This is a genomic window from Sphingobacterium sp. lm-10, assembly GCF_023554555.1.
Taxonomy (GTDB): Bacteria; Bacteroidota; Bacteroidia; order Sphingobacteriales; family Sphingobacteriaceae; genus Sphingobacterium.
In genome coordinates this window covers 2,038,339-2,062,179 of record NZ_JAMJWC010000001.1, presented here as the reverse complement: position 1 = coordinate 2,062,179, position 23,841 = coordinate 2,038,339, and the positions used below count along the sequence as shown (strand labels likewise).

The following is a 23,841-nucleotide window of genomic DNA, read 5'->3' as shown; positions in this document are numbered from 1 at the left end:
ATCTCCGCACAAATATACTATTTTGATAGTCGTTTGTCGCCTAATTCTTTGAATTCCGACTTAGGCTTGAAATTTGGAAATACCGTATCCATACTGAGTGTATATCCAATATCAAAGAACAGGCGAATATCGGCCAAGATGCCCCCTAAATCCCAATTTTCGTTGTATTCATCCGCGACGGTATGGTAGGTTCCGGCCAAAGCTTCCTTGCGCTTATTCAGCGCTATGGTATCTGTTTCCAGATAATCACCTCCGCTTCCCATAAACAATCCTGGTACGCCCATTTTCACGAAATTGAAATGATCTGAACGGTAAAATCCACCCGAAGATGGACTTCCAGCATCTACGATAACACGGTCAAATTTTGCAGCAGACCGCTCCACATAATCTTCTAATTCCGTCTGGCCACGTCCTACGATAGATACACCTTTTGTTGCGCCGACTGCATTAAACGCATCCATGTTTAAGTTTCCAACGGTCTTTTTTAACGGAAAAATGGGGTGTTCTGTGTAATACTGTGATCCTAACAAGCCCTCTTCTTCGGCTGTTACTGCCATAAATACGATGGTTCGTTCTGGTTTTATTTTCGCAGCTTGGAAGGCTTTCGCGATCTCGAACAGTGCGGATACACCAGCCGCATTATCGATAGCACCGTTAAAAATAGAATCGCCATCCACCGCTTCGCCTACGCCCAAGTGATCCCAGTGTGCTGTGTAAATAATTACTTCATCCGGACGTTTCGTACCTTTCAACTGTGCTACGACATTGTTCGAAGTAGATTTTCGGATTTTGTTTTGTAAATCAACACTCGTTTTTATGCCCATAGCATGTGCTTTGAAGCCCGGCTTCTTAGCTTCCTCCATGATGCTCGCATTGATGTCACTAATGGCAAACAGTTGGTTCGCAACAGGGGTTGTTATCCAACTCTGAAATTGCACATTTTTCACACCCTCCGCTGGAACCAGACTGAGCTGCGGGCCAGACCAACCCGAGCGTACCACGTTCCAACCATAGCTGGCAGCTGCAGTTTCATGGATCAATATTACTCCTGTTGCCCCTTGTCGTGCGGCTTCCTCATATTTGTAATTCCAACGCCCATAGTAGGTCATCGTATCGGCTTTAAACAGGTTTTTATCGTATCGACCGGGGTCAGAAACCATCGCCACCACCGTTTTTCCTTTTACATCCACGCCAGCATAATCGTTCCAGTCAAATTCGGGCGCTACGATACCAAATCCTACAAAGATCAATTCCGAATCTGATACCTGAATTTGGTCATCCATTTGTGGTGTAGAAATCACAAAATCATCCAAGTACGTTGCATTAACCTGTCCTTTCGGCCCACTAAATGTCCACTTGGTATTGGTTGGTCTAGCATCAATTTGTACCATAGGTACCTCCTGAAAATAGGAGTCGCCATTTCCAGGTTCCAGTCCCAACGCTTTAAATTGTTTCTCGATGTACTGTACCGCCAAAGTATCTCCTTTCGTGAATGGTTTTCGACCCAGAAACTCATCAGATGATAGTTCGGCGACATAGGCACGATAGCTTTCTTCGGAAATAGCAGACAAAGCAGTGGAATCTAATGTAGAAGGATCGTATTTTTCGGTCTTTTGATTACACGAAACCAATGCGAACAGTGATAATGCCAGAATAGATAGTGATTTATACATAATTCAAATATAAGGGTTCTTTGGGAAACCCGATTTATATACTCTCTGTACTTTTAACCGGAATTACTTCTGCAATAGGATGAATGAGGTAGTAACGACCAGTAGACAGTTCCACGCACTTAAACCTCTTCCGTAATTTTTCTTTTTTTTGAAAAATGCGCCCATTTTTCAAAGAGAATACACTGTTTGCGGGAACCGACTCCACCGTGATCAATTCACCACTAGCAAGATCATATTTTTTTAAGGTGCGATACAAGTTTAAATCCGTGCAACTCGAAGCCGCTGGATTGTCCATGTACTGCAACAGCGCAGTGGTGACATCATGAGGCAGTACCTGCAGTTTAAAGAAAGGAGCCATCAAGTCTTTGAAGTTGTTTTTCCACTCGCGGCCATGGGGTTTTACCCGATCTTTGTGCTGCGTCCAGGTTTTTAAATGGGCAAATTCATGCACTGTGGTGATCAAGAAAGCGTAAGGATTCAAATCGTGGTTTACGGAGATTTGATGCGTTTTTCCTTGAAACGGCGCACGATAATCTCCTAGCTTTGTGCTACGGGATTTGGCGACCCGAAAACGACATCCGGTATCCAAAATCCATTGTGAAACAATCGGCGCCGCCGCTTCGGGCATATATCGAGATAGTGACTTGCTAAAATCAGGCATTATACAAAAATACGGATTTCCGATACAATACGTAGTGGGGTATCAACGTATGTAATAAATCCTTTTTATCTTTGGTAACATCATCATAACGGACAACGCATGCTACGAAAGCTCCTGATTAGAAATTACGCCTTGATAGATTCTTTGGATATCGAGTTTGATGACAAACTAAACATCATTACTGGAGAAACTGGTGCTGGTAAGTCCATCATTATGGGAGCATTGGGATTGATTTTGGGCAATAGGGTAGAAGGGAAGTACGTATTCAACGAAGGTAGTAAATGTATCATAGAAGGATATTTTGACATTCGCAGCTATGCACTAAAAGATCTATTTGAGGAGCAGGATCTTGATTACGAAGGAGAAACTATCATTCGGAGAGAAATTAGCGCGGAAGGAAAATCCCGCGCATTTGTCAACGATACCCCCGTGACACTTCAAGTGTTGAAATCGCTCAGTGAGCGATTAATCGATATTCACTCGCAGCAAGCGACCACACAGATTAATACCGAAGATTTTCAATTTCTGGTGGTGGATAGTGTTGCTGACAATGCAGTGCCATTGGGTCAATATAAAGCGCAGTTGAAGGCATATAAAACTGCCGTGTCAGCATTGCGGCAGTTGGAAGAGCAGATGGCAAAATCCAATGCCGAACTGGATTATAACCAATTTGTGGTAAATGAACTGGATACAGCACAGTTGGCCGAGGGCGAAGTACAGGAGTTGGAGGCAGAGCAATTACAATTAGAGCATGCTGAAGACATTAAGAGAGGATTGCTCGCATCAATTCATTTGCTGGAAGAATCCGAGCAAAGTGTATTGCAGGGCCTGAGAGATGCGCAACATGAAATGCAACGGGTTACGACATTTTTGCCCGATGGCGAAGAGTTGCTCGCCCGATTAAATAGCAGTCTGATCGAGATGAAAGATGTTGTTGCAGAATTGGTGCAGCAGGAGCAGACCATCACGGTAGACGAAGAACGGCTGCAATTCGTGACGGAACGCTTATCTACGCTCTACGGCTTGGTACAAAAATACCGCGTTGCTGATGTTACGGAATTAATTGCACTGGGAGTTACGCTACAAGAAAAGATAAAATCGCTAAACGATCAGGAAGAGGAAGTCACTCACTTGACCGCGGAAGTGGCGCAATCCGAACAAAGCACGCGCGAAGCAGGCTTCGTATTATCCGACAAACGGAAAGCGGTGCTGGATCAGATCAAACAAGAAATAGAACAAACCCTGCGGAAGGTAGGAATGCCGAATGCTGTATTACAGATTGATTTGACATCTGGCGAACAGTTCCATGCGCAAGGAATGGACAAAATAGCCTTTTTATTTTCTGCTAATAAAGGACAAACGCCTCAACCTATTCACAAGGTCGCTTCTGGCGGTGAGCTTTCGAGAGTTATGCTGGCGGTAAAGTCGTTAGTAGCACGATCTTCCGCTCTACCAACGATTATCTTTGATGAGATTGATACTGGTATCTCTGGAGAAGTAGCTTTGCAGGTCGGCGACGTGATGCATGCTTTAGCTTCACATATGCAAGTGATTGCGATTACACATCTTCCACAGATTGCTTCCAAAGGCAAAAGACATTTCAAAGTCTACAAGGAAGATCGTGACGAGCGCACGCACTCGAGAATCGAGGCCTTAGCAACCGAGGAGCGCATCTTAGAAATCGCCAAGATGCTGAGTGGCGCTCAGCCTGGAGATGCTGCGCTGCAACATGCCAAAGAATTAATTGCCGGATAACTCAACGCTTCAACACAACAAAAACAACGATAAATGACGTATACAAAAAACATGTTGGGTGCTTTTTTGGTGATGAGCATCACCATAGGGCATGCACAAAATCTAAAAGATGTGCCACAAAGAATCAAACGTACGAAGAACACCGAGTTGGTCAATATTTCCTCCGATCGCCAGGCATTAACGGCAGAAAATCTGTGGAAGCTAGGTCGTGTATCTGGTGAACAACTTACACCAGATGGCAAACAGGTGATCTACGGTGTAGCACAGTACAATTTTGAAACAAATAGTGCAGAGCGCAATCTTTTTGCCGTGCCTGTGCTGGGCGGCAGTCCTACGCAACTTACTACTGAGCATGGCTCAGAAACCGTATTGGACATCACCCAGAAAGGGGAGATCATCTACCTGTTTAAGGGCGATCTATGGAAAATGCTTGCCGACGGTCGCCAAAAGGTCAAAATCACAGAAACCGACGGCAAGCTATCCGATGTGCGGCTTTCTCCCGATAAAAAACATATTCTATACAGCAAATCGGTTCTGGTAAATGCTTTTCACAGTCCAGATAAACACAAAGACTTGCCTAAAAGCGATGTGTATGTATATGATGATCTGGATTATCGGCATTGGGATACGTTCAACGATGGCCGATACACGCATCCGTTTGTAGCCAGCTATTCAGACGGTAAGCTCGGAGAACCGATAGACCTGTTGGAAGGTAAACCGTATTACAGTCCGCAGGCGCCATTCGGCGGAGCGGAAGATTTTGCCTGGTCTCCAGACAGCAAAGCCGTTTTGTATGTCACTAAGAAAAAATCAGGCAAAGAGTATGCGCTAAGTACGAATACCGATATCTATCGGTATGAACTGGCCACTGCACAGACTAGCAATTTGACGGAAGGACTGAATGGTTACGATACCAGCCCGACATTTAGCCCAGCTGGGAACAGATTGGCTTGGCTAAGCATGAAAACCGACGGATACGAAGCGGATAAAAATGATATTATTTTACAGGATCAAGACGCTAGGAACCAATTGAACCTTACCGCTCATTGGGACGAGACAGTCAACTCCTTCGTCTGGAGTAAGGATGGTAAGAAGATTTATTTTACCGCTCCGGTCAAAGGCACAGTACAACTATTTGAGGTGACCGTACCTACTAGCTTGGCAACAAAAGCAACTGCAAAGATTACGCAGATCAGTGAAGGAGAGTTCGACGTAACAGGCATTGTTGGCGAATATGATGGAGGTTTAGTAGTCACATCCACGCGCCTTACCCGCGCTACCGAGATTTATCGTTATGACTTTAAAACTCGTCAGCTTAGCCCAATCACTAAAGTGAATGACGCCGCCTACGCGCAGATTGCTGAAACACCTGTAAAGGGTCGTTTTACCAAAGCGACTGATGGGGAAGATCTCTTCTCCTGGGTAGTTTATCCGCCTAATTTTGATCCTACCAAGAAATATCCGACCTTACTGTATTGCCAAGGTGGGCCGCAATCAGCTGTTACACAGTCCTATTCTCTGCGTTGGAATTTGCAATTGATCGCTTCTCAAGGTTATATCGTAATTGCACCAAATCGCCGTGGAATGCCGGGCTGGGGTACAAAATGGAATGAGGATATCTCTGGTGATTGGGGTGGTCAGCCTATTCGCGATTATCTATCTGCCATTGATGATTTATCCAAAGAATCTTATGTAGATACTGCCCGTTTGGGTGCCGTAGGTGCGAGCTATGGTGGATATTCTGTATTCATGCTGGCGGGTGTACACGAAGGGCGATTCAAGTCATTTATTTCGCATTGCGGTTTATTCAACATGACGTCTTGGTATGGTACCACCGAAGAGTTATTCTTTGCTAATAAAGATTTAGGTGGCCCATACTGGGATCCAGCAAATGAGCAGACCTACACCGAGTTTAATCCCATCAAACACATCGACAAGTGGGATGCTCCGATTATGGTGATTCAGGGAGGTAAAGATTTCAGGGTGCCTGTGGGGCAAGGTCTGGAAGCATTTCAGGCAGCACAACTAAAAGGTATCAAAAGCCGTTTGGTGTATTTGCCAGGAGAAAATCACTGGGTAGTTTCCGGTCACAACGCACAAGTATGGCAACGGGAATTCTTCCGATGGTTAGAAGAAACCTTGTAAAGTATTCAACGGTGTAAAAAGAATAAGCCAGCGCATTGCGCTGGCTTATTCTTTTTATAGGATATTCAAACGGATTTCTACTTCGTGTCTTTCTTTCCAAACAGACTTAAGCGAAGATAGCGTCCCGGGTTTTCCTTCAAATCTTTTACCAAATTATCCAGATTAAGTGAAGCATTATTCAGGTTGTTGTACAACTTGTCATCATTGATAAGCAAGCTCAACGAGCCATCACCATTTTGAATCTTCTGTGTGATCACATGTACTTCCTGCATGGCTTTATTAGCATTATCTACCGTTTCCTTAATCTGTACCTGAGCCAAGTTATTTGACATGGTATCCAAATTAGTTAGGATAGAATTGATTTGTCCGTCGTAATTTTTGAAATTGCTCGTGATGGATTCTAAATTCATCATGATTTTTGTCAGTCGCACACGTTCGGAACCTACTAGTCCTTCTACATCATTGGTGATTTTCTCCACATTACCCAAAGACACGGATATACTTCTAAGACTCTGTTTGAAGTCGCGCTGAAATTCATCATCCAATGTGGTATTCACAGCAGATAAAACAGAGTCTAGCTTTACGACAAGATTCTCTACTTTATGTTGTAAAGGCTCTACTTTCTCCATCAAATTAGCCTGAATATCCGAAAGCAACGGGTCTCCGTCTCTAGCCATCGTAGTGCTGTTACCTAACTCAAATACGATCGCCTTGCTTCCGAGAAGATCGGCACTTACAATACGAGCTACAGTATTAGAGGGTATAGCGTAGTCATTTTTTATTTTAAACTCTGCACGGATTTTGCCATTGTCCTGCATCTTCAGGCTGGATACACGCCCGATCTGATAGCCATTCACCATCACAGGTTTTGATGCTGATAATCCATCTACATTATTATACTCCGTATAATAGGTGTTTTCAGAAGTAAATACATCATTGCCCTTTAAAAAACTATAGCCAATAAATAGCAATGCAATCGCGATGGCAGTAAGTGCTCCGACTTTAGTTTCGTTAGAAATTTTCAAAATATGTAGACTTTAAATGATAACGTAAGATTGATGCTTTTGTATGTTAACATTCTAATATAAGAAAAGTTTAGCGTTCCATATTTTTTCTGTACGTATTTATCGCATTGAATAGGTTGTCTACTATTTCTTGCTGTCCTTGTGCAGACATCATATATCTTTCTTCTTCTGTATTACTGATAAAGCCAACTTCCGTGAGTATCGCTGGCATTCCTGCTGTTTTCAGCACTGCCAGAGGAAGTTCTTTGACGCCACGATTCACTCTACCCGAGCGGGCGTATTCTGCTTGGACATAACTTGCCAATTTGATGCTTTGGTCTCTATACATTTTTTTTAGATACTTAAAAACGATGTATGTGGAAGGGTCATTTGGATCAAATCCGTCATAATTCTCTTCGTAATTGTCTTCTAATAAAATAGACGCATTTTCGCGCATAGCGACATCTTGATTGTCGATGCTGTTGAAACCTAAGACAAATGTTTCAGTACCTTTCGCTGATCTACTTGATTGGCGACCAATAGAATTCAAATGAATGGATATAAACAAATCGGCATGATGTTTATTAGCCAAAGCAGGGCGTTCGTATAATTTTGGATAACTATCGTTATCCCTTGTGTAAATTACCTTTACGCCATCCATTTCGCGTTCAATCTTTTTACCTAGTTTAAGCGTTATTTGCAAGGCGATGTCTTTCTCCCGAGATTGTGCTCCGACAGCTCCGGGATCTTGACCGCCATGACCTGCATCCAATACAATGGCTTTGATTTTTTGAGGTGGCTTATCTGTTATTGGTTTTCGAAAACTTCCCAAAAGAATGGCGGATAGACCAGCTAATAATATTAAAAATAATGACTTTTGAATTTTTTGAGGCGTGGTGGTCAAGTTCCGTCGGATCATCAAAATACTATAACTTATTAAATAATTGTTATCTAAATACTGCGAATTCGCGTGTCACCTACATCAATTAGCGTTCCACACTTGTCTTAAACCGCTTAATTGCAGTAGTTAAGTTACTTACTATTTCTGTTTGTCCGGCTGGAGAAAGCATAAAATTCTCTTCATCAGGACTGCTAATAAAGCCAATTTCTGTAAGCACAGCAGGCATGCCTGCTGTAGCGAGCACTGCTAATGAAAGCTCCTGAACGCCACGATTACCGCGGCCGGATTGTACGTATTCCTCTTGCATCATCGTGGCCACCTTAATACTCTGATCGCGATATTTTCGCTTCATTAGTGAAAATACAATATAGCTAGAAGGATCGTTGGGATCGAATCCATTATAATTCTCTTTGTAATTGTCTTCGAGTAAAATATCGGCATTCTCGCGAATAGCAACATCCTGTTGCCCTAAGCGATTGTAGCCGCACACAAATGTCTCCGTGCCTCTCACGTTAGGTCGTCGGGTAACTTGTGTAGTATATCGTCCGTTGCGTCCTTTAACGCGGCGCTCAGAGTCCGCAGAATTACAATGTACGGATAGAAAAAGATCAGCATGATTATTATTTGCTAATGCCGTTCGTTCATAAAATGGCACATCTACATCAGACTCGCGAGTAAGTAATACTTTTACACCAGGCATTTCCTTTTCGATGGATTCTTTTAGCTTTTTGGACACCTGTAGCACCACATCTTTTTCTGCAGAAATACGTCCTCGTGCTCCCGGTTTGTCCCCACCATGTCCTGGGTCAATAACAATTAGTGAAAAAGGCTTATTCACTTCATTATCCGCAGCATAATTATCGTCATTTTCGGAAGGATTCGCATTTGCGTAAAAGAGTCCTGCACATAAGATGCAGGATAGGAAAATTAATCCGGTCGAAGATTTAACATTTTTTAGCAAACTCATCTGTCTTATAGTTTAGCAATATGCCCGTTTAACCTTAAAAACCGCAATAAAATGGGAGTCGTTAAGAATGTTAAAAACATCCATAGTATCGGTTTTTTGACTATTTTTGCCCACGAACATATCAACTTTTATACAAAAATAACATTCATAATCTATTTTGAGAGCGTCTACTCCTCTTTTCGGTATGCTTATCCTTTTGTTTGTGAATGTCCTTTTGGCAGGTGCGCAGAATTTAAGGCCCGCGCAAGACACCATTCCACTACGAGATTCTTCCTTAGTAGATACCCTTCAAACAGATACAATACAGAACGATTATAAAGAGGTGACAGGGCAGGACACCGTGGTGATGAAAAGTTCGGAGAGCGATTTGGAAACGGTGGTGACCATTGTTGCGAACGATTCTTCTGTGAATGAGGTAAGTCTAAATATCTTACACCTCTATGGTGGGGCTAAGGTGAAATACCAGGATTTTGAGTTAGCTGCAGATTATATTCGGCTGGACAGAAATACAAATGTTTTATTTGCTTCTGGAATTACCGATCACAATGGTAAATATGCCGGAAGACCCGTTGTTATTATGCCAGGTGAGGGTCCCATCGCAGTGGATTCCCTGATTTATAATTACAAGACCCAAATTCCAAAAACTTACGGCGTTATGACGGAGGTAGATGGTGCATTTATACAGGCCAAAGTAGTACGTCGTAATATTTATGAAGAGATGTCTTTGTTCGATGGTTTGTACAGTACCTGTGATCTGCCCGAACCACATACACATTTTGGGATCAAGATATCTAAAGGCCTGGTCGTAAAAAACCAGATTATTGCCGGCCCATCTTACCTTGTAGTACAAAATATACCCTTGAAATTTGTGGCCATTCCCTTTGGTTTCTTTCCCAAGCAAGACAAACCCGCTTCGGGTATGCTTTTCCCATCTTTTGGCGAAGACGCTACGCGAGGATTCGCCATGCGCGACTTGGGTTGGTATTTAACATTTAATGACTATTGGGATACCGAGTTTCGAACAAATATTTATTCCAGAGGTGCTTTTGAAGCGTCCATGCGCACGCAATATGTCGTAAATTATAAATTTAACGGTGGGTTCAACCTACGGTACGGTTCTACGCCAACAGGTATAGAAGGTACAGATAGCTACAATCGGGCACAGGATTTCAACGTAACCTGGAATCATACACAACGCCAAGAGGCGAATCCCGGAACTTCATTTTCTGCATCGGTAAATTTTGGTACGAGTTCGTACTTCCGGAATACCGCAGCAAATGGTACAAATGATTTTCGTCAATTGACGCAGAATAATATGTCTTCCAACGTGAGTTATGGCCGCGTCTTTGCCGATGGGAAAGTCAATTTTACTTCGACCTTAGGTCACCGTCAAAATATAGCGACTGGAGAGATCGATTTAGAGTTGCCTACTTTTAGCCTAAACGTTTCTACGTTTAATCCTTTCAAATTTGGCGATGGTGTCGGTCAGCAAAAATGGTATGAGCGTATCACGGTAGGGTATAGCGTACAGGGTACAAACAAACTTACTACAGTAGATTCTTTATTGTTTCGGAAAGAAACATTAAGCAATTTTACCAATGGTATTCAGCACACTATTCCGATAGCACTCTCCCTGCAGGTGATGAAGCATTTCCAGTTTAACACCGCTGTTAATTACACAGAACGATGGTATTTGCAAAGTATTCGAAACTTCCGAGAGAATGATCCAATTGGATATCGGGATGTAAGGGATACAGTGCAGGGCTTTCGTCGTGCTTACGATTACTCTATGTCTACTGGTCTTTCTACGAAAGTTTATGGTCAGTACCCAAAGATTGGTAAGATAGAAGCGATACGTCATGTAGTAACACCATCGATCAACCTAAATTACCGGCCTGATTTTAGTGATCCGAGCTACGGCTACTATCGGGACTATATTAATCCTCAGGGACAGCTTACACAGTACTCTATTTTTGAAGGTGCTATCTTCGGTGGTCCAGCCCCCGGACGTTCGATGGGGATAGGCTTTTCGGTAGATAATAATATCGAAGCAAAAATCCGGTCAGATAAGGACACCACAGGATCCGGTATTAAGAAGATTCCAATCCTTCAAGGACTTACTTTTAGTGGTAACTATAACGTCGCTGCCGATTCCTTGAAGCTCTCTCAAATTAGTTTTTCGGGTCGTACCACATTATTCAACGAAAAGATTAATCTCAATTTCAATGGGTCTTTTGATCCCTATACGTACGACAGGGTGACAGGGGCACGCATAAATAGGTTTGCGTTACGTGAGGGAAGTTTAGCACGTCTTACTAATTTCGGTTTATCTTTCGATTACAGCTTCAACCCAGATGCCTCTCAAAGTCGAAATGACAATATTGATTCACTGCGTAATAATATGCCTGGCATGACCCAACAGCAAGCTGATGCTTTGGCGCGGGTGAGTCGGGATCCCAATGCTTTTGTAGATTTTAATATTCCTTGGAATTTATCTGGCTCATTTAGTTTTAACTATAATAGCGTCTTTAATACCCAAGAGTTACGGATGGGTAGCAATATTACAAGTACTGTACAATTGCACGGTGATTTCAACGTTACCCCTAAGTGGAAGGTACAATTCAACGGTGGATACGATTTTGGGCAGATGCAGGTCGTTATACCCCAGTTTAGCGTATACCGTGATCTACACTGTTGGGAGATGTCGTTCTCCTGGGTTCCTATAGGCCAGTTTCAGAGTTATAATGTAACCATACGGGCAAAGGCCGCCATACTGCAAGATCTGAAGTTGATGAAACGACAAAGTCATTACATTTTTTAGCATTTAATCCCCTTCCTATGGCAACTAAGATAGAAATCATTACGATAGGTGACGAGATTCTCCAAGGCCAGATCATTGATTCGAATTCTGCGTGGATAGCACAACAATTATTACTTTTAAATTTGGGTGTTGTGCAGATTACCACGATCGCCGATCGCGAAGAAGCCATAGTGGAAGCATTCGACCAAGCAAAGCAACGAGCTGATGTTATTTTAGTAACAGGGGGTTTAGGTCCTACCAAAGATGATATTACCAAACATACTGCGGCGGAGTATTTTGGTACCCAACTGGTACGCGATGAACAAGTCTTAGCACATGTTAAGGCAATATTCGAACAGCGCAAACGAGAAATGCTCGCCATCAATGAGATGCAAGCAGATGTATTCGAAGGTGGTGACGTATTATTCAATGAGCTGGGTACTGCGCCCGGTTTATGGTACGATTATGAAGGGAAATCATTTGCCTTCATGCCGGGCGTACCGTTTGAAATGAAACACATCATGTCCGTACAAGTATTGCCCAGGCTAGCGCGCATTGCAAACCAAGGTCATATCGTCAATATGTATATTCTGACTGCCGGTTTAGGAGAGTCTTACGTAGCAGAATCAATCAAGGATATTGAATCCGACTTACCCAAACACATTCGATTGGCCTACCTGCCTAAGTTGGGGATTGTGCGGCTTCGCCTTACTGGCACGAGTATGGATGCCAATGCATTACGTGCCGAAATGGAAGTATTCGCGACCAGAATTAAAGAACGTGTCAACGATCATTTTGTATCTTTTGGCGATATGGATTTAGAAGGAGCCATACTTCCGCTTATGAACTCCAACGGATATACCTTAGCCACAGCAGAAAGCTGCACGGGCGGTATGATTGCTAGTCGTATTACTGCCATACCAGGAGCGGGCGATGTATTCAAGGGATCAGTAGTGTCTTATACCAACGAAATAAAAAATAAACTACTAGGTGTCAGCGAGCAGGATTTAGAAGAATTCGGCGCAGTAAGTGAGCAGGTCGTTAGTGCTATGGCTACCGGGGCGATAAAGATATTTGATGTAGATTTTGCACTGGCAACGAGCGGCTTTGCCGGCCCGGATGGCGGCAGTGAGGATACGCCGGTAGGTACCATATGGATTGCATTGGCTACTAAAACCAAAGTATATACGCAGCAGTTTCATTTCCATAATGATCGTAACATCAATATTGAGCGGGCAACTACACACAGCTTTCTATTATTGTGGCACCAGCTGCGCGCTGCGCTCAGCATAGAATAATATTTTGTTTTTTGTTGGAAGTAAAATATTATATTTTGAGTTATTCTTCTTTTAGCCGATATTGACTATATTCGTAGATCACTTCAAAAAAGTACACAATGGCACTACATAAACTTACTCTTCCAAAAATGGGTGAAAGTGTTACGGAAGCAACCGTGACCAACTGGTTAAAGGAAATTGGAGATTCTATTCAGGAAGACGAGTCTGTATTGGAAGTGGCTACAGACAAAGTAGATTCAGATGTCCCTTCGCCAGTACAGGGCGTGCTCAAAGAACGCCTATTCCAGGAAGGTGATGTGGTACAGGTAGGAGACGTCATTGGCCTAATCGAAAGCAGTGGTCAAGGTGATGAGCAAGAACAAAATTCCGAGTCACACTCCACAAATCATGAAGATGATATCCCGGTTGAAGTAAAGGATGTACCCGGTTTGACAGATTTAGAGACGGTCGAAGAATCTTCTACAGCGCCTTCGAATTCTGAGCCAAAACCACAAGCGGATAGCTCAGATCGTTTTTACTCGCCATTAGTGCGGAGTATTGCACAAGAGGAAGGAATTTCTTTCGAAGAGCTTGATCAGTTAAGCGGAAGTGGAGCCGAAGGTCGGGTAACCAAAGACGATGTGCTTAAGTATATTGCACAAAAGCAGGACAATCCAGCTATACAATCTGTAACAGACGAGGATTCAAATAACACCTCCGCTGATAGTGAAAAGAGTAACCTACAGAACCAATCCGAAAAGAGATCTCCAGTAGCAGAACTTCCCAAAGCGGCAGCTAAACCAGTGACGGTAGCGAAGGGCGAAGGAGATGAGATTATTGAGATGGATCGCATGCGTCGACTGATTGCAGATCACATGGTAAGTAGTGTACATACTTCACCTCATGTATTCTCCGCGGTAGAAGCAGATGTTACTAACTTGGTGAATTGGAGAAATCGGATTAAAGAAGGATTTAAAAAGAGGGAAGGGGAAAATATAACATTCACCCCGTTAATTATAGAAGCTATTTCGAAAGCATTGAAAGATTTTCCAATGATCAATGTTTCAGCAGATGGCTACCAAATTATCCGTCGCAAACATATTAATATCGGAATGGCTACGGCCTTGCCGAATGGAAATCTTATCGTTCCTGTGATCAAGAATGCAGATCAATTGAGTTTGGTAGGGATCAGTCACGCGGTGAATGATCTAGCACAACGCGCTCGGAACAACAAATTAAAGCCCGATGATACGCAGGGTGGTACTTTCACCTTTACCAATATTGGTGCTTTTGGAAATATTTTTGGCATGCCAATTATCAACCAGCCGCAGGCTGCAATTCTGGCTGTTGGAACGATCAAGAAGAAGCCGGCAGTAATCGAAACGGCAGATGGAGATTTGATCGGCATTCGCCACTTTATGTACATCACCATGTCGTACGATCACCGCGTGATTGATGGCGCCTTAGGCGGCACATTTATCAAGCGTGTAGCAGATTACCTGGAAAACTGGGATCTGGATCGTACGGTATAGCACCCCACATTTAATTGATTGTGTTAAGCACCGTGCGTTTGCAAGCGTACGGTGCTTTGCATTTTCTGGCGAATAATCGTTTTGTATCTCCAGTATAATAGTGCCGTGGATGTCAGTAAGCCAAGCGTCAACCCGTACCACACTCCTTGGATGCCCCAGCCAAATACTAGACCCATTACGTAGGCGCTAGGCACGCCAACAATCCAGTAGGCTATAAATGTGATGGCAGTCGGTACGTTCACATCTCCCATCCCACGTAATACGCCCAGCCCTACCACTTGCGTGCCATCAAACAATTGGAACATACCGGCAATAATCAATAAACTCGCTGCAATGGCGATGACTTCCGAATCCTGCGTAATTACAATCGGTAAATATTGATTGAACAACGCGAATATCAATGCCCAGAATATCATAAAGACCAACACCAAGCGGTAAGATACCGTCGCAAACTTTTGCAAACGCTGGAAATTGGCGGTGCCAAAGCTATTTCCGGTCTTTATGGTAGCGGCAGAAGCAAGTCCGCTCGCCATCATATACGTCATGGCCGCTAAGGTAATCGCCACCTGATGAGCCGCCTGTTCCAATGCGCCAATTTTTCCGGCAATCAATGCAGCAGTAGCAAAAGCACCAATTTCAAAAACATATTGCATGGCCACCGGCGCCCCGATTTTAAAAATACTTTTGATGCGTGTGCGGTCTATAAAACGAATGGAAAAATCCAGCAGATAACGTTTGAAGTTCTTCGATTTTAATACATAGGCAGCCATCACAATCATCATTAGGATACGGTCTACCAAGGTAGCGATACCCACACCGCGAATGCCCATCTCTGGAAAGCCAAACATGCCGCGCACGAGTACCAGTGCGATGATGATATTCAAAACATTACCCCAAATGGTGATATTCATCGCCTGTTTTGTAAACCCTAAACCTTCGGTAAACTGCTTAAACGCATTAAAAATCATCAACGGCAGAATAGATAGCCCTAAGATGAAAAGGTAAGGTTTGGCGGTTTCTACCACCAAAGGATCCTGATCCGTGTGTTGCATCGCATACATCGATCCCCAATACACAGCGCAGAAAAGCAGTATGCCGGTTAGCACATTCAGCCAGATACTATTAGAAAGCAATTTAGCACATTCCTTATAGTCCGATTTTCCATTGTACTGTGCAATTAGCGGCGTGATGCCATAAGCAATGCCCAAGCCAATCACCAACACTACCATGAAGACGGCATGTACCAATGATACCGCTGCTAATGGTATACGACCAGCAAATTGGCCTACAATGATGGTGTCGGCAGTATGTACCATCGTATGCCCTAACTGGGATACGACAATGGGCGCAGCGAGCGCTATCGTGCTAATGTAGAAAGCTTTATCTTTCCGTATGGAAGCGAACATGTAAAAATAATTATGGCCAAAGGTAAATAGAACCCGGTAAAATCCCTCTATTAACTTTTGAACAAAAGCCCTACAAGATCTTTACAAGGATTAGTCTGTTAAATTCTGAACTTTTACGTACATTAGCATCTTTAATAAACTGGTATCAAAGACATGACTTTAGCGTTTTTAAACATCGGGACACAAGAAATGATGTTGATCATCATTGTCATCCTTTTTTTGTTTGGAGGAAAGAAATTGCCAGAATTGGCGCGTGGTTTGGGAAGAGGGATTCGCGAATTCAAAGATGCTTCTGAAGGTATCAAGCGTGAATTGTCGGATCAGATTAATAATTTTGAGAAAGATCTGGATGTTGAGGTCGAAGAGCCTAAGAAACTTCCAGCGTCGACTACTACAGCAACAGCATCTTCCATGTCTGAGCAAATGCGTGCCCATGCTGAGCCTAAGCAAGAATCTACTTTGCCAAAATTCGCTCCGCCTGCCGGAACGCACCAACACAATCCTAGTACGAAGATAGCAGATGTGCCTTTGGCGACTCCGACTACCGATGAACCATCAGAGTCTAAGGAAGCGTAAACAGCGGTATATCTTCTTTTCCAAAACCCATCCTATATCATCCGATTTTTTGGCCTAGCATTGCTATGCCCTAATTTGATATTTCCTAACATTTAACTTATTTACCCATATGTTGTCTCCCGAACATAGTATAGCACAAGAGCTGAATATTCAAACTAAGCAAGTGCAGACCACCATTCAATTGCTGGATGAAGGCGCCACGATTCCTTTTATATCCAGATACCGTAAGGAAATGACCGGAAGTTTGGATGAGGTACAAGTGGCTGCTATTCGGGATCGTATGCAGCAACTTCGAGAACTAGACAAACGAAAAGATGCGGTGCTTAAGTCTATCACGGAACAGGGTAAACTAACCGCACCTTTGGAAGCCCAAATTCGGGCAGTGGCAACGATGTCTGCTTTAGAAGACATCTATTTGCCCTTCAAACCCAAACGCAAAACACGTGCGTCCATCGCCCGGGAAAAAGGCCTGTTACCATTGGCAGAAGTATTATTGGCACAAGATATTCGCCAGATACAGTCCCATGCGAAAGCTTTTGTAGATGTTGAAAAAGGAGTTGATTCCATAGATCAGGCTTTGGCCGGTGCACGGGATATTGTAGCAGAAATTATTAACGAAGATGCGGATGTACGCAATACGGTACGTCGTGTGTTAGAGAAAAAAGGAAAATTTGTGTGTCGGGTTGTTGCTGGTAAAGAAGCCAGCGCGCAGAAATACAGAGATTACTTCGAATGGTCTGAGTGGATCAAAGACGCGCCATCGCATCGCGTATTGGCCATGCGTCGCGGCGAGAAAGAGGAATTGCTGCATCTGGATATCGCCATAGATGAAATGGATGTACTACCACAAATAGAAAAAAAATATATTAAAAGCGTTGGCGAGGTGGCAGATCAGCTTCGTTTGGCAGCACAGGATAGCTACAAGCGTTTGTTAAAGCCCTCCATGGAAACAGAAATGCGTGTCATTACCAGACAAAAAGCAGATGACGAAGCGATCCGTGTTTTTGCAGAAAATGTCCGCCAATTATTATTAGCTGCTCCTATGGGAGCGGTCTCTTTAATCGCGATCGATCCAGGGTTTCGAACAGGTTGTAAAACCGTCGTGCTCAATGATCAGGGAAACCTTTTAGAGAATACCGCCATTTTCCCTCATAATGGCTCAGGAGGAGAAGCAGAGGCGCAAAAGAAATTAATGCACTTAGTATCTAAATACCATGTCGGTGCTATTGCCATTGGTAATGGTACCGCGGGGCGGGAGACAGAAACGTTTGTGCGGAAGTTGTCACTTTCCATCCCTATCGTCATGGTCAACGAAAGTGGTGCATCTATTTATTCGGCATCAGAGGTGGCACGAGAAGAATTTCCTGATCATGATATCACGGTACGTGGCGCCGTGTCTATTGGCCGTAGGCTGATGGATCCACTAGCGGAGTTAGTGAAAATTGATCCTAAATCCATCGGTGTAGGGCAGTATCAGCACGATGTGGATCAACATAAATTACAAGGCGCCTTGGACGATACCGTCGTATCTTGCGTCAATGCGGTAGGTGTGGAGCTTAATACTGCTTCTAAGCAGATTCTGGCTTATGTGTCTGGATTAGGCCCTGCACTGGCACAGCAGATTGTGAACTATCGACGTGAAAACGGTCCGTTTACCTCCCGGAAAGAATTAAAGAAGGTACCTCGATTAGGCGCTAAAGCCTTTGAACAGTCTGCTGCATTTTTGCGTATCCGACAGGCGAAACATCCGTTGGATGCATCTGCTGTGCACCCAGAGCGGTATGCATTGGTAGAATCAATGGCTAAAGATTTGAAGGCAACCGTGCAGGATCTTTTACGGGATGCCCAATTGCGGCAACAAATTGATCCAAAGCGATACATATCCGAAGAAGTCGGCTTACCTACATTACACGATATTCTTGCCGAATTGGCCAAGCCAGGATTAGATCCGCGAGATGAGTTTGAGCAGTTTTCTTTTACAGACGGCATTAACAGTATTAAAGATCTGCGAGTGGGTATGCGTCTTCCAGGAATTGTGACGAACATCACCAATTTCGGAGCATTCGTCGATATTGGTGTGCATCAGGATGGTATGGTGCACCTTAGCCAATTGGCAGATCGTTATGTGCAGGATCCGCGAGAAGTAGTGAAGGTGCAACAAAAAGTAGAGGTTACGGTGATGGAAGTCGATGAGCAGCGAAATCGTATCAGTTTAACCATGAAAACAGGCGATTCAAAACCTCGTAAACAGCCAGATCGTTCCGAACGCCAGCCAGAAAAGCGAAATGATCGCTCGAATAATAGCAAAAAGCAACAAAGTGAAGTCGGCGATTTGGCGACTAAACTTGCTCAACTGGCTAGTAAATTCAAGTAATACGACCCTAATTTTTCAGTGATGATGAAAACCCTAACAGTATTCAAACATAGCTTGGCAGATACAGCTCCATCTAATTCCTGGTCTGCACCCTTAAAAGCACTTTGGTACGATGGTAAAGGAGATTGGAATACAGCACATGCCTTAGTAGACCAACTCAACGATCAGGCTGCTGCGCATGTACATGCTTATTTGCATCGGGTAGAGGGCGATCAATGGAATGCGAATTATTGGTATGGACGAGCAAAGCAACCACCCTTCGAAGGATCTCTTGCTCAGGAATGGGAAGCATTGGTCCAATCCTTCTTATAATATGAGTCTGCTCTACTTAGATATCGCTGCTGGGGTGGCAGTGGTATCCTGTGGCACGGTAAGATCTATAGCCTCTTCTTCTTTCTTTTTAAAAGTCAACAACTGCTTGAAGAATTGATGGAAGGTGTTGAATTCTTTTCGATAGACCAGCCCCACTGCATTGATGTAATCATCTGTCGGGGTAAATAGGATGTTGCGCGTATTCAAGCGATTGTAAGCTCTAAACATTAGACTTCCATCACGACGGATGCGATAAGTGAGTTCCGCATCGGTCGCTACTCGGTTGGAAATAAGCGTTAAGTCTGAAGTTTGCAAATTCCTCCGGTCACTGACGCCCCCCGTCAATATCAGCCGATCGTCGAACAAACGAAGCGAGGCAGAAGCATCGTTCAAAGAACGAATATTTAAATCTAGAAAGTTGACATTAAGCGATTGAGAAATGATGGTATTTAACTGATTGAAAGCAAATTCGGTACCTGCTGATAGGAGCGTATTATTCACCTCTCGTCCAAACTCATTACTGGTATTGGTAGCAGTGAAGCTTCGCCGAACAATTAAGCTCAAGGCTTGCTGATTGATGTTGTTGGCGTCACTGAAGTATGCCTGCAACTCATCTTTTACGTAAGGCGTTAGCGGAAAACTAAGATCAAACGTAATGTCCGGACTGCTTAATGTACCTCGGATAATCATGTCGGCTTGTGCCAATACACGTTCCTCATTATTCTCTCTTCCTGCCGCATCATACAATGCACCTAAAGAGGTGCGCTGCTGGTACAAGGCAATGATATCCAGTTGTGCTTGTGCAGGATCACCCGTCCAACGTATGGTGCCACCCTGTTTGATGTCGAAATACTTGTTGATAAAATCTTGCGCCACAAAATTAAACTTACCCGAATTCACACTATAATCTCCAAACATTTCAAAATCACCTCTACTGGAAATCTTGAGGCTCACTTCACCATCGCCTGTACCGCGTAGTGAGCCAATGTCAGTCTGTAAGTTTACCTCCGCATCTGGCGTAATTTTGATGTCCATGTTCATAGTTAAGCCCTGAAAGAAATATTGATTTTGTCGAGCTGTCGTCTTTGTATCATCGGCTTCCACCATGTAAATGAAGTCGCTGTCTGATATAGTCATGGCGGCATCCAGCGGGATCGTGATTACTGTATTGGGATTGGATGAAGCCGTAATATCAATATTAAGATTAGAGGTTCTTCCTGCGAATTTAAAGATACCTGTTGCGTAGGCCGTACCGTAATAGATATTGTTTTCCTTATACGTAGTATTTAATACTAAAAGATTATTAGCACGTGCTTCCACTTGGATGTCGGGATCGCTGAGTTGGTTCAGGTCAAGATAGCCAGAAGCTGCCGCTTCATGTCTTTGCGGATCAAACAGACGTAAGTTATCAAACCGCACCACATTATCCGCCACCAATATAGCCTGTTCAGCCAGTTGATAGGGTGTGTTGAGGTATTTTACCGTAAAAGCAGCCTGTTGTATCTTTAGGGTACCAGAGATTTTTGGAGCAATAAATGTTCCTCTTATCTGGATGTCGGCACTACTTTTTCCATCCAAACCATTAACGAGCTCTTTCAAGAAAGGCTGAAACAAGACCAACTCGATTTCGCGGATCTCGCCACGAAGTCGCAGTGCATTATCTTCATCCGCCAAATTATATGTGCCCTCCAATTGGAAACCGCGACGTAGCGCGTCCAATAGATTGATCTTTACGTCGATTAATTTGCTGTCCGGATTAAAATTTGCATCAAAATTGAGCTGACCAATGGGGATCGTATTGTATACGATAGGTGTTGTCGTGATGCTAGCTTTGAAACGTGGAGATTGTAATACGGAGGTGATCGTTACTTCTCCATTGAGTTCTCCGCGAAGCTGAATGCCTAAAGGATTGGTAATAGCTTCCAAGGACTTCAAGCCAAAACGATTGAAACCAATCCGTAAATCATCGTCCTCGTTAGATAAAATCCCATTGAATTCTACATTTTCATTGTTCTGTACGAAGCGGAATTGTTCAAAATATAGCTTACCCTTAGATACTCGAATCTGGGTATTGGTCTGAATTTCCCACGGCTCGTTGTTGAGCACAATAGTCGACTCGTTGAAATGAATGTAGGCAGGTTTATTATGTTCAAAATGGATGTATCCATGCAGGCGCAGTCGATCGCGCGCATTATCTTCCGCAGCATGAATCGCAAAAGTTAAGCTATCATTCGTCAGAATATTTTCTATGGATACCTTATTAACGAAGATGCTGTCGCTGATGGAAAGGCGATCTGCCAGCAGTCGAAGTGAGAAGTTCTTGGCATCGGTTTGTTCTTCGATGCGTAGGTTGGCCAACTTCAAGCCATTGTACGCCACCGTGGGACTAGAAAAAACAAAGTTACCGATGTAATCGTCTGAGGAGAAATTAGCCTCCAATGTGGCGCCATCGTCCAGCTGTAAAGGCAAGTCCAAAAATGCCGACACCGGTTCGAAAGATTTTACCGCTACTTTCAGGTCAAAATTCTGATCATTGTACGGGCGCCTCTCCAAACCAATGGCAGGAGCATATTGCACAGCCAAGGATTGAAAATAGGCCACTATCGTGTTAAGGTCGATCGTACCGGTCATATCGGCATCCACCACATTAGATCGTAATTGAAGATTCCGGTTCAGTTGATCACCCGAAGACTCAAATCGAAAATCCTTAATCTCAAAAACACCTTCCATCGTGTGGAGACTGATATCTGTCGCCGCGAGATATCCAGACAGATTATTGATGTCGGTGCCTAGGAAGTCAGCCTCGAAATCTGTTTGCTGTACGATTATACTATCTTTTTCCAATAGCTGGAAAGTGCTGAGGTTTAACCGATCTATATGAGCGGTAAGTTGATAGTTTGGTGTTTCTTGAGCGAAGTCAATAGCAGCATCATAGTCCAATGTAGCTTCATGATCCGCTACCTGCCCTTGTATTTGCAGTTGTTCATTTTGCAGGTTAGCATGAAATTGCATCTCCTGCAGGGAATGTTCCTTCAATTGGAACTGTCGCAGATTGCCATCAAGTTCTATTTCCAGTTGTGCCAGATCGGTATTACGCCCTTTAAAGTCTAGCTCAATGCCCGTTTTGCCCAATAAAGCACTATTGGATAACGCGCCTATATCCAAAGAGGACGACGTCAAATGTCCACTATAAACCAATTCTGGTCCGATAGCGATGGAGGTGCGTGTCTGCACATCTCCAATATCAGTGATAAACTTACCTTCTACCTTAAAGTCGTCATATAAACCAACAAAGCTGCCATCAAAGGTAATCGAACCTAATTTGGTGATTTGATCTGGAAGAGAAAACCGAGGATTGTTTGAAAGCTCCTGCACTAATTCGGTCACCTCTTCGGGGTGGGATTTTAGCGTGACTCTTGAAAAATCAAAAACTGTTCGTTCAATATCTGGCAGACCGGTTACCTGAAATTGGCCTTGTAAAGAGGTGTTTCTTTTCGTCTTTAATAAAACGTCTTTCGCCTGCATATCAGAGATAGTACCAGCAAGCGATGCAGTGTGTATACTCGTAAGAAATTGCACGAAGCGCATATCCGGCGCAAAAAAGGCGATGTCTTTAGAATCGACGACGGCATTCTCGATGCGTGCTGTGATATTCACCTTATCCAGGAAATCTTCAAAATCTCCTAATTCGTTGAAATCAAATCGTACAAAATTGGTTAATATAGAACGATTGGTGCGTAGCAAGACGTCTTCGAAGATCATTGATTGTGGCTCCAAAGTAGCCGATGCACTCAACTCTTGTAAATGAAATCCAGATTTTTCCCGGAAGCTGAGTTGTTTGATGTTGATATGTTGCGAAGGCGTGTCTAGGGAAATATTGTCGAAGATACCCGAGAAATCGGTCAGCTCCATCTGGGAGAAATCGATGCCTTTATTATGGTGTTTTTTGGTAGCGTCAGTAAATAGAAAATGGCAATCTGCCAACTCGATACGTCCTAAAGTCAGCTCCATGCTTTTTTTAGGCTTCTTTCCCGATTTTTTCTTCGGGGAGAAATAGTTGATCAGGAAGTCGAAGTTTGAGCTGTCTTTAAACAGTGTATAGTTTACATAAGCTTGACTGAGGCGAATATCTTGAATGTCTATTTTGTTTTGTACCAGTCCTGATAGGGAAAGCCCAACAAAGAGTCGTTTGCTGGAGCCAATCCGATTGCCAGCAGGATCATCTAAGGTGAAGTCATGCAGAATGAGTGCCGAAAAAGGCTTGAAATAGATGGCAGATAAGGAGACATTGGCATGGAGCTCTTTAGAAAGATACCTCGCTGCTTTTTTTGCTACAAAGGTTTGTACAGATGGGAATTGTAACGATAGCACAAATATCCCGACACTCACGATGATAGTGGTCAGGACATAAGCGATTATTTTAAATAATTTTTTGATAATTTTGTACTATAAAATAAG

15 protein-coding genes are annotated in these 23,841 nt (G+C 43.4%); 8 read left to right on the top strand and 7 right to left on the bottom strand.

Annotation, left to right across the window (positions count from 1 at the left end):
* Nucleotides 1-17 precede the first annotated feature (17 nt).
* Together M8998_RS08385 and M8998_RS08380 are read right to left on the bottom strand one after the other, a co-directional pair.
* Nucleotides 18-1,673 (bottom strand): M28 family metallopeptidase, encoded by a 1,656-nt coding sequence (locus M8998_RS08385; RefSeq protein WP_249992120.1) that lies wholly within the window; start codon nt 1,671-1,673, stop codon nt 18-20.
* A gap of 34 nt (nt 1,674-1,707) precedes the next feature.
* Nucleotides 1,708-2,334 (bottom strand): SprT-like domain-containing protein, encoded by a 627-nt coding sequence (locus tag M8998_RS08380; RefSeq protein ID WP_249992119.1) that lies wholly within the window; start codon nt 2,332-2,334, stop codon nt 1,708-1,710.
* Nucleotides 2,335-2,433: 99 nt separating this feature from the next.
* Between M8998_RS08380 and recN the strand changes: the two genes are divergently transcribed.
* Nucleotides 2,434-4,089 (top strand): DNA repair protein RecN, encoded by a 1,656-nt coding sequence (recN, locus tag M8998_RS08375; RefSeq protein ID WP_249992118.1) that lies wholly within the window; start codon nt 2,434-2,436, stop codon nt 4,087-4,089.
* 33 nt (nt 4,090-4,122) lie between these two features.
* Nucleotides 4,123-6,234, top strand: a complete 2,112-nt coding sequence (locus M8998_RS08370) for a S9 family peptidase (protein WP_249992117.1) — start codon at nt 4,123-4,125, stop codon at nt 6,232-6,234.
* 77 nt (nt 6,235-6,311) lie between these two features.
* Here M8998_RS08370 and M8998_RS08365 read toward each other — a convergent pair whose 3' ends face one another.
* The 3 genes from M8998_RS08365 to M8998_RS08355 all read right to left on the bottom strand — a co-directional run bounded on the left by M8998_RS08365 (nt 6,312) and on the right by M8998_RS08355 (nt 9,106).
* The gene (locus M8998_RS08365; protein WP_249992116.1) at nt 6,312-7,259 is read right to left on the bottom strand and encodes an MlaD family protein; all 948 of its coding nucleotides are present in this window, start codon (nt 7,257-7,259) and stop codon (nt 6,312-6,314) included.
* 70 nt (nt 7,260-7,329) lie between these two features.
* Nucleotides 7,330-8,157, bottom strand: coding sequence for an N-acetylmuramoyl-L-alanine amidase family protein (locus tag M8998_RS08360; protein ID WP_249992115.1), 828 nt, complete (start codon nt 8,155-8,157; stop codon nt 7,330-7,332).
* 67 nt (nt 8,158-8,224) lie between these two features.
* Entirely contained in the window at nt 8,225-9,106 is an 882-nt protein-coding gene (locus M8998_RS08355) for an N-acetylmuramoyl-L-alanine amidase family protein (protein ID WP_249992114.1), read from the bottom strand.
* 184 nt (nt 9,107-9,290) lie between these two features.
* On the opposite strand from M8998_RS08355, the gene M8998_RS08350 reads away from it, so the two are divergent.
* The 3 genes from M8998_RS08350 to M8998_RS08340 all read left to right on the top strand — a co-directional run bounded on the left by M8998_RS08350 (nt 9,291) and on the right by M8998_RS08340 (nt 14,715).
* Entirely contained in the window at nt 9,291-11,927 is a 2,637-nt protein-coding gene (locus tag M8998_RS08350; RefSeq protein ID WP_249992113.1) for a putative LPS assembly protein LptD, read from the top strand.
* A gap of 17 nt (nt 11,928-11,944) precedes the next feature.
* Nucleotides 11,945-13,204, top strand: coding sequence for a competence/damage-inducible protein A (locus M8998_RS08345; protein WP_249992112.1), 1,260 nt, complete (start codon nt 11,945-11,947; stop codon nt 13,202-13,204).
* A gap of 98 nt (nt 13,205-13,302) precedes the next feature.
* Complete coding sequence (locus tag M8998_RS08340; RefSeq protein WP_249992111.1) at nt 13,303-14,715, top strand: dihydrolipoamide acetyltransferase family protein; 1,413 nt, start codon at nt 13,303-13,305, stop codon at nt 14,713-14,715.
* Nucleotides 14,716-14,738: 23 nt separating this feature from the next.
* On the opposite strand, the gene M8998_RS08335 is transcribed toward M8998_RS08340, so the two are convergent.
* Nucleotides 14,739-16,121: an MATE family efflux transporter gene (locus tag M8998_RS08335; protein ID WP_249992110.1), complete on the bottom strand. Its 1,383-nt coding sequence runs from the start codon at nt 16,119-16,121 to the stop codon at nt 14,739-14,741.
* A 153-nt stretch (nt 16,122-16,274) separates the two neighbouring features.
* Here M8998_RS08335 and M8998_RS16220 point away from each other — a divergent pair, with 153 nt between their 5' ends.
* The 3 genes from M8998_RS16220 to M8998_RS08320 all read left to right on the top strand — a co-directional run bounded on the left by M8998_RS16220 (nt 16,275) and on the right by M8998_RS08320 (nt 19,383).
* Entirely contained in the window at nt 16,275-16,697 is a 423-nt protein-coding gene (locus tag M8998_RS16220; RefSeq protein WP_284040208.1) for a Sec-independent protein translocase subunit TatA/TatB, read from the top strand.
* Between the two features lie 109 nt (nt 16,698-16,806).
* Nucleotides 16,807-19,071, top strand: coding sequence for a Tex family protein (locus tag M8998_RS08325; protein WP_249992109.1), 2,265 nt, complete (start codon nt 16,807-16,809; stop codon nt 19,069-19,071).
* Nucleotides 19,072-19,092: 21 nt separating this feature from the next.
* Complete coding sequence (locus tag M8998_RS08320) at nt 19,093-19,383, top strand: hypothetical protein (RefSeq protein ID WP_349665652.1); 291 nt, start codon at nt 19,093-19,095, stop codon at nt 19,381-19,383.
* Nucleotides 19,384-19,395: 12 nt separating this feature from the next.
* Here M8998_RS08320 and M8998_RS16285 read toward each other — a convergent pair whose 3' ends face one another.
* A complete protein-coding gene (locus M8998_RS16285; RefSeq protein WP_249992108.1) occupies nt 19,396-23,772 on the bottom strand; it encodes a translocation/assembly module TamB domain-containing protein in 4,377 nt (1,458 codons plus the stop codon).
* Between the last annotated feature and the right edge of the window lie 69 nt (nt 23,773-23,841).

Bases quoted from the DNA above. Each gene is read 5' to 3' on its own strand.
- M8998_RS08385 (WP_249992120.1), bottom strand. From the start codon at position 1,673: ATGTATAAATCACTATCTATTCTGGCATTATCACTGTTCGCATTGGTT.
- M8998_RS08380 (WP_249992119.1), bottom strand. From the start codon at position 2,334: ATGCCTGATTTTAGCAAGTCACTATCTCGATATATGCCCGAAGCGGCG.
- recN (WP_249992118.1), top strand. From the start codon at position 2,434: ATGCTACGAAAGCTCCTGATTAGAAATTACGCCTTGATAGATTCTTTG.
- M8998_RS08370 (WP_249992117.1), top strand. From the start codon at position 4,123: ATGACGTATACAAAAAACATGTTGGGTGCTTTTTTGGTGATGAGCATC.
- M8998_RS08360 (WP_249992115.1), bottom strand. From the start codon at position 8,157: ATGATCCGACGGAACTTGACCACCACGCCTCAAAAAATTCAAAAGTCA.
- M8998_RS08355 (WP_249992114.1), bottom strand. From the start codon at position 9,106: ATGAGTTTGCTAAAAAATGTTAAATCTTCGACCGGATTAATTTTCCTA.
- M8998_RS08350 (WP_249992113.1), top strand. From the start codon at position 9,291: ATGCTTATCCTTTTGTTTGTGAATGTCCTTTTGGCAGGTGCGCAGAAT.
- M8998_RS08345 (WP_249992112.1), top strand. From the start codon at position 11,945: ATGGCAACTAAGATAGAAATCATTACGATAGGTGACGAGATTCTCCAA.
- M8998_RS08340 (WP_249992111.1), top strand. From the start codon at position 13,303: ATGGCACTACATAAACTTACTCTTCCAAAAATGGGTGAAAGTGTTACG.
- M8998_RS08335 (WP_249992110.1), bottom strand. From the start codon at position 16,121: ATGTTCGCTTCCATACGGAAAGATAAAGCTTTCTACATTAGCACGATA.
- M8998_RS16220 (WP_284040208.1), top strand. From the start codon at position 16,275: ATGACTTTAGCGTTTTTAAACATCGGGACACAAGAAATGATGTTGATC.
- M8998_RS08325 (WP_249992109.1), top strand. From the start codon at position 16,807: ATGTTGTCTCCCGAACATAGTATAGCACAAGAGCTGAATATTCAAACT.
- M8998_RS08320 (WP_349665652.1), top strand. From the start codon at position 19,093: ATGATGAAAACCCTAACAGTATTCAAACATAGCTTGGCAGATACAGCT.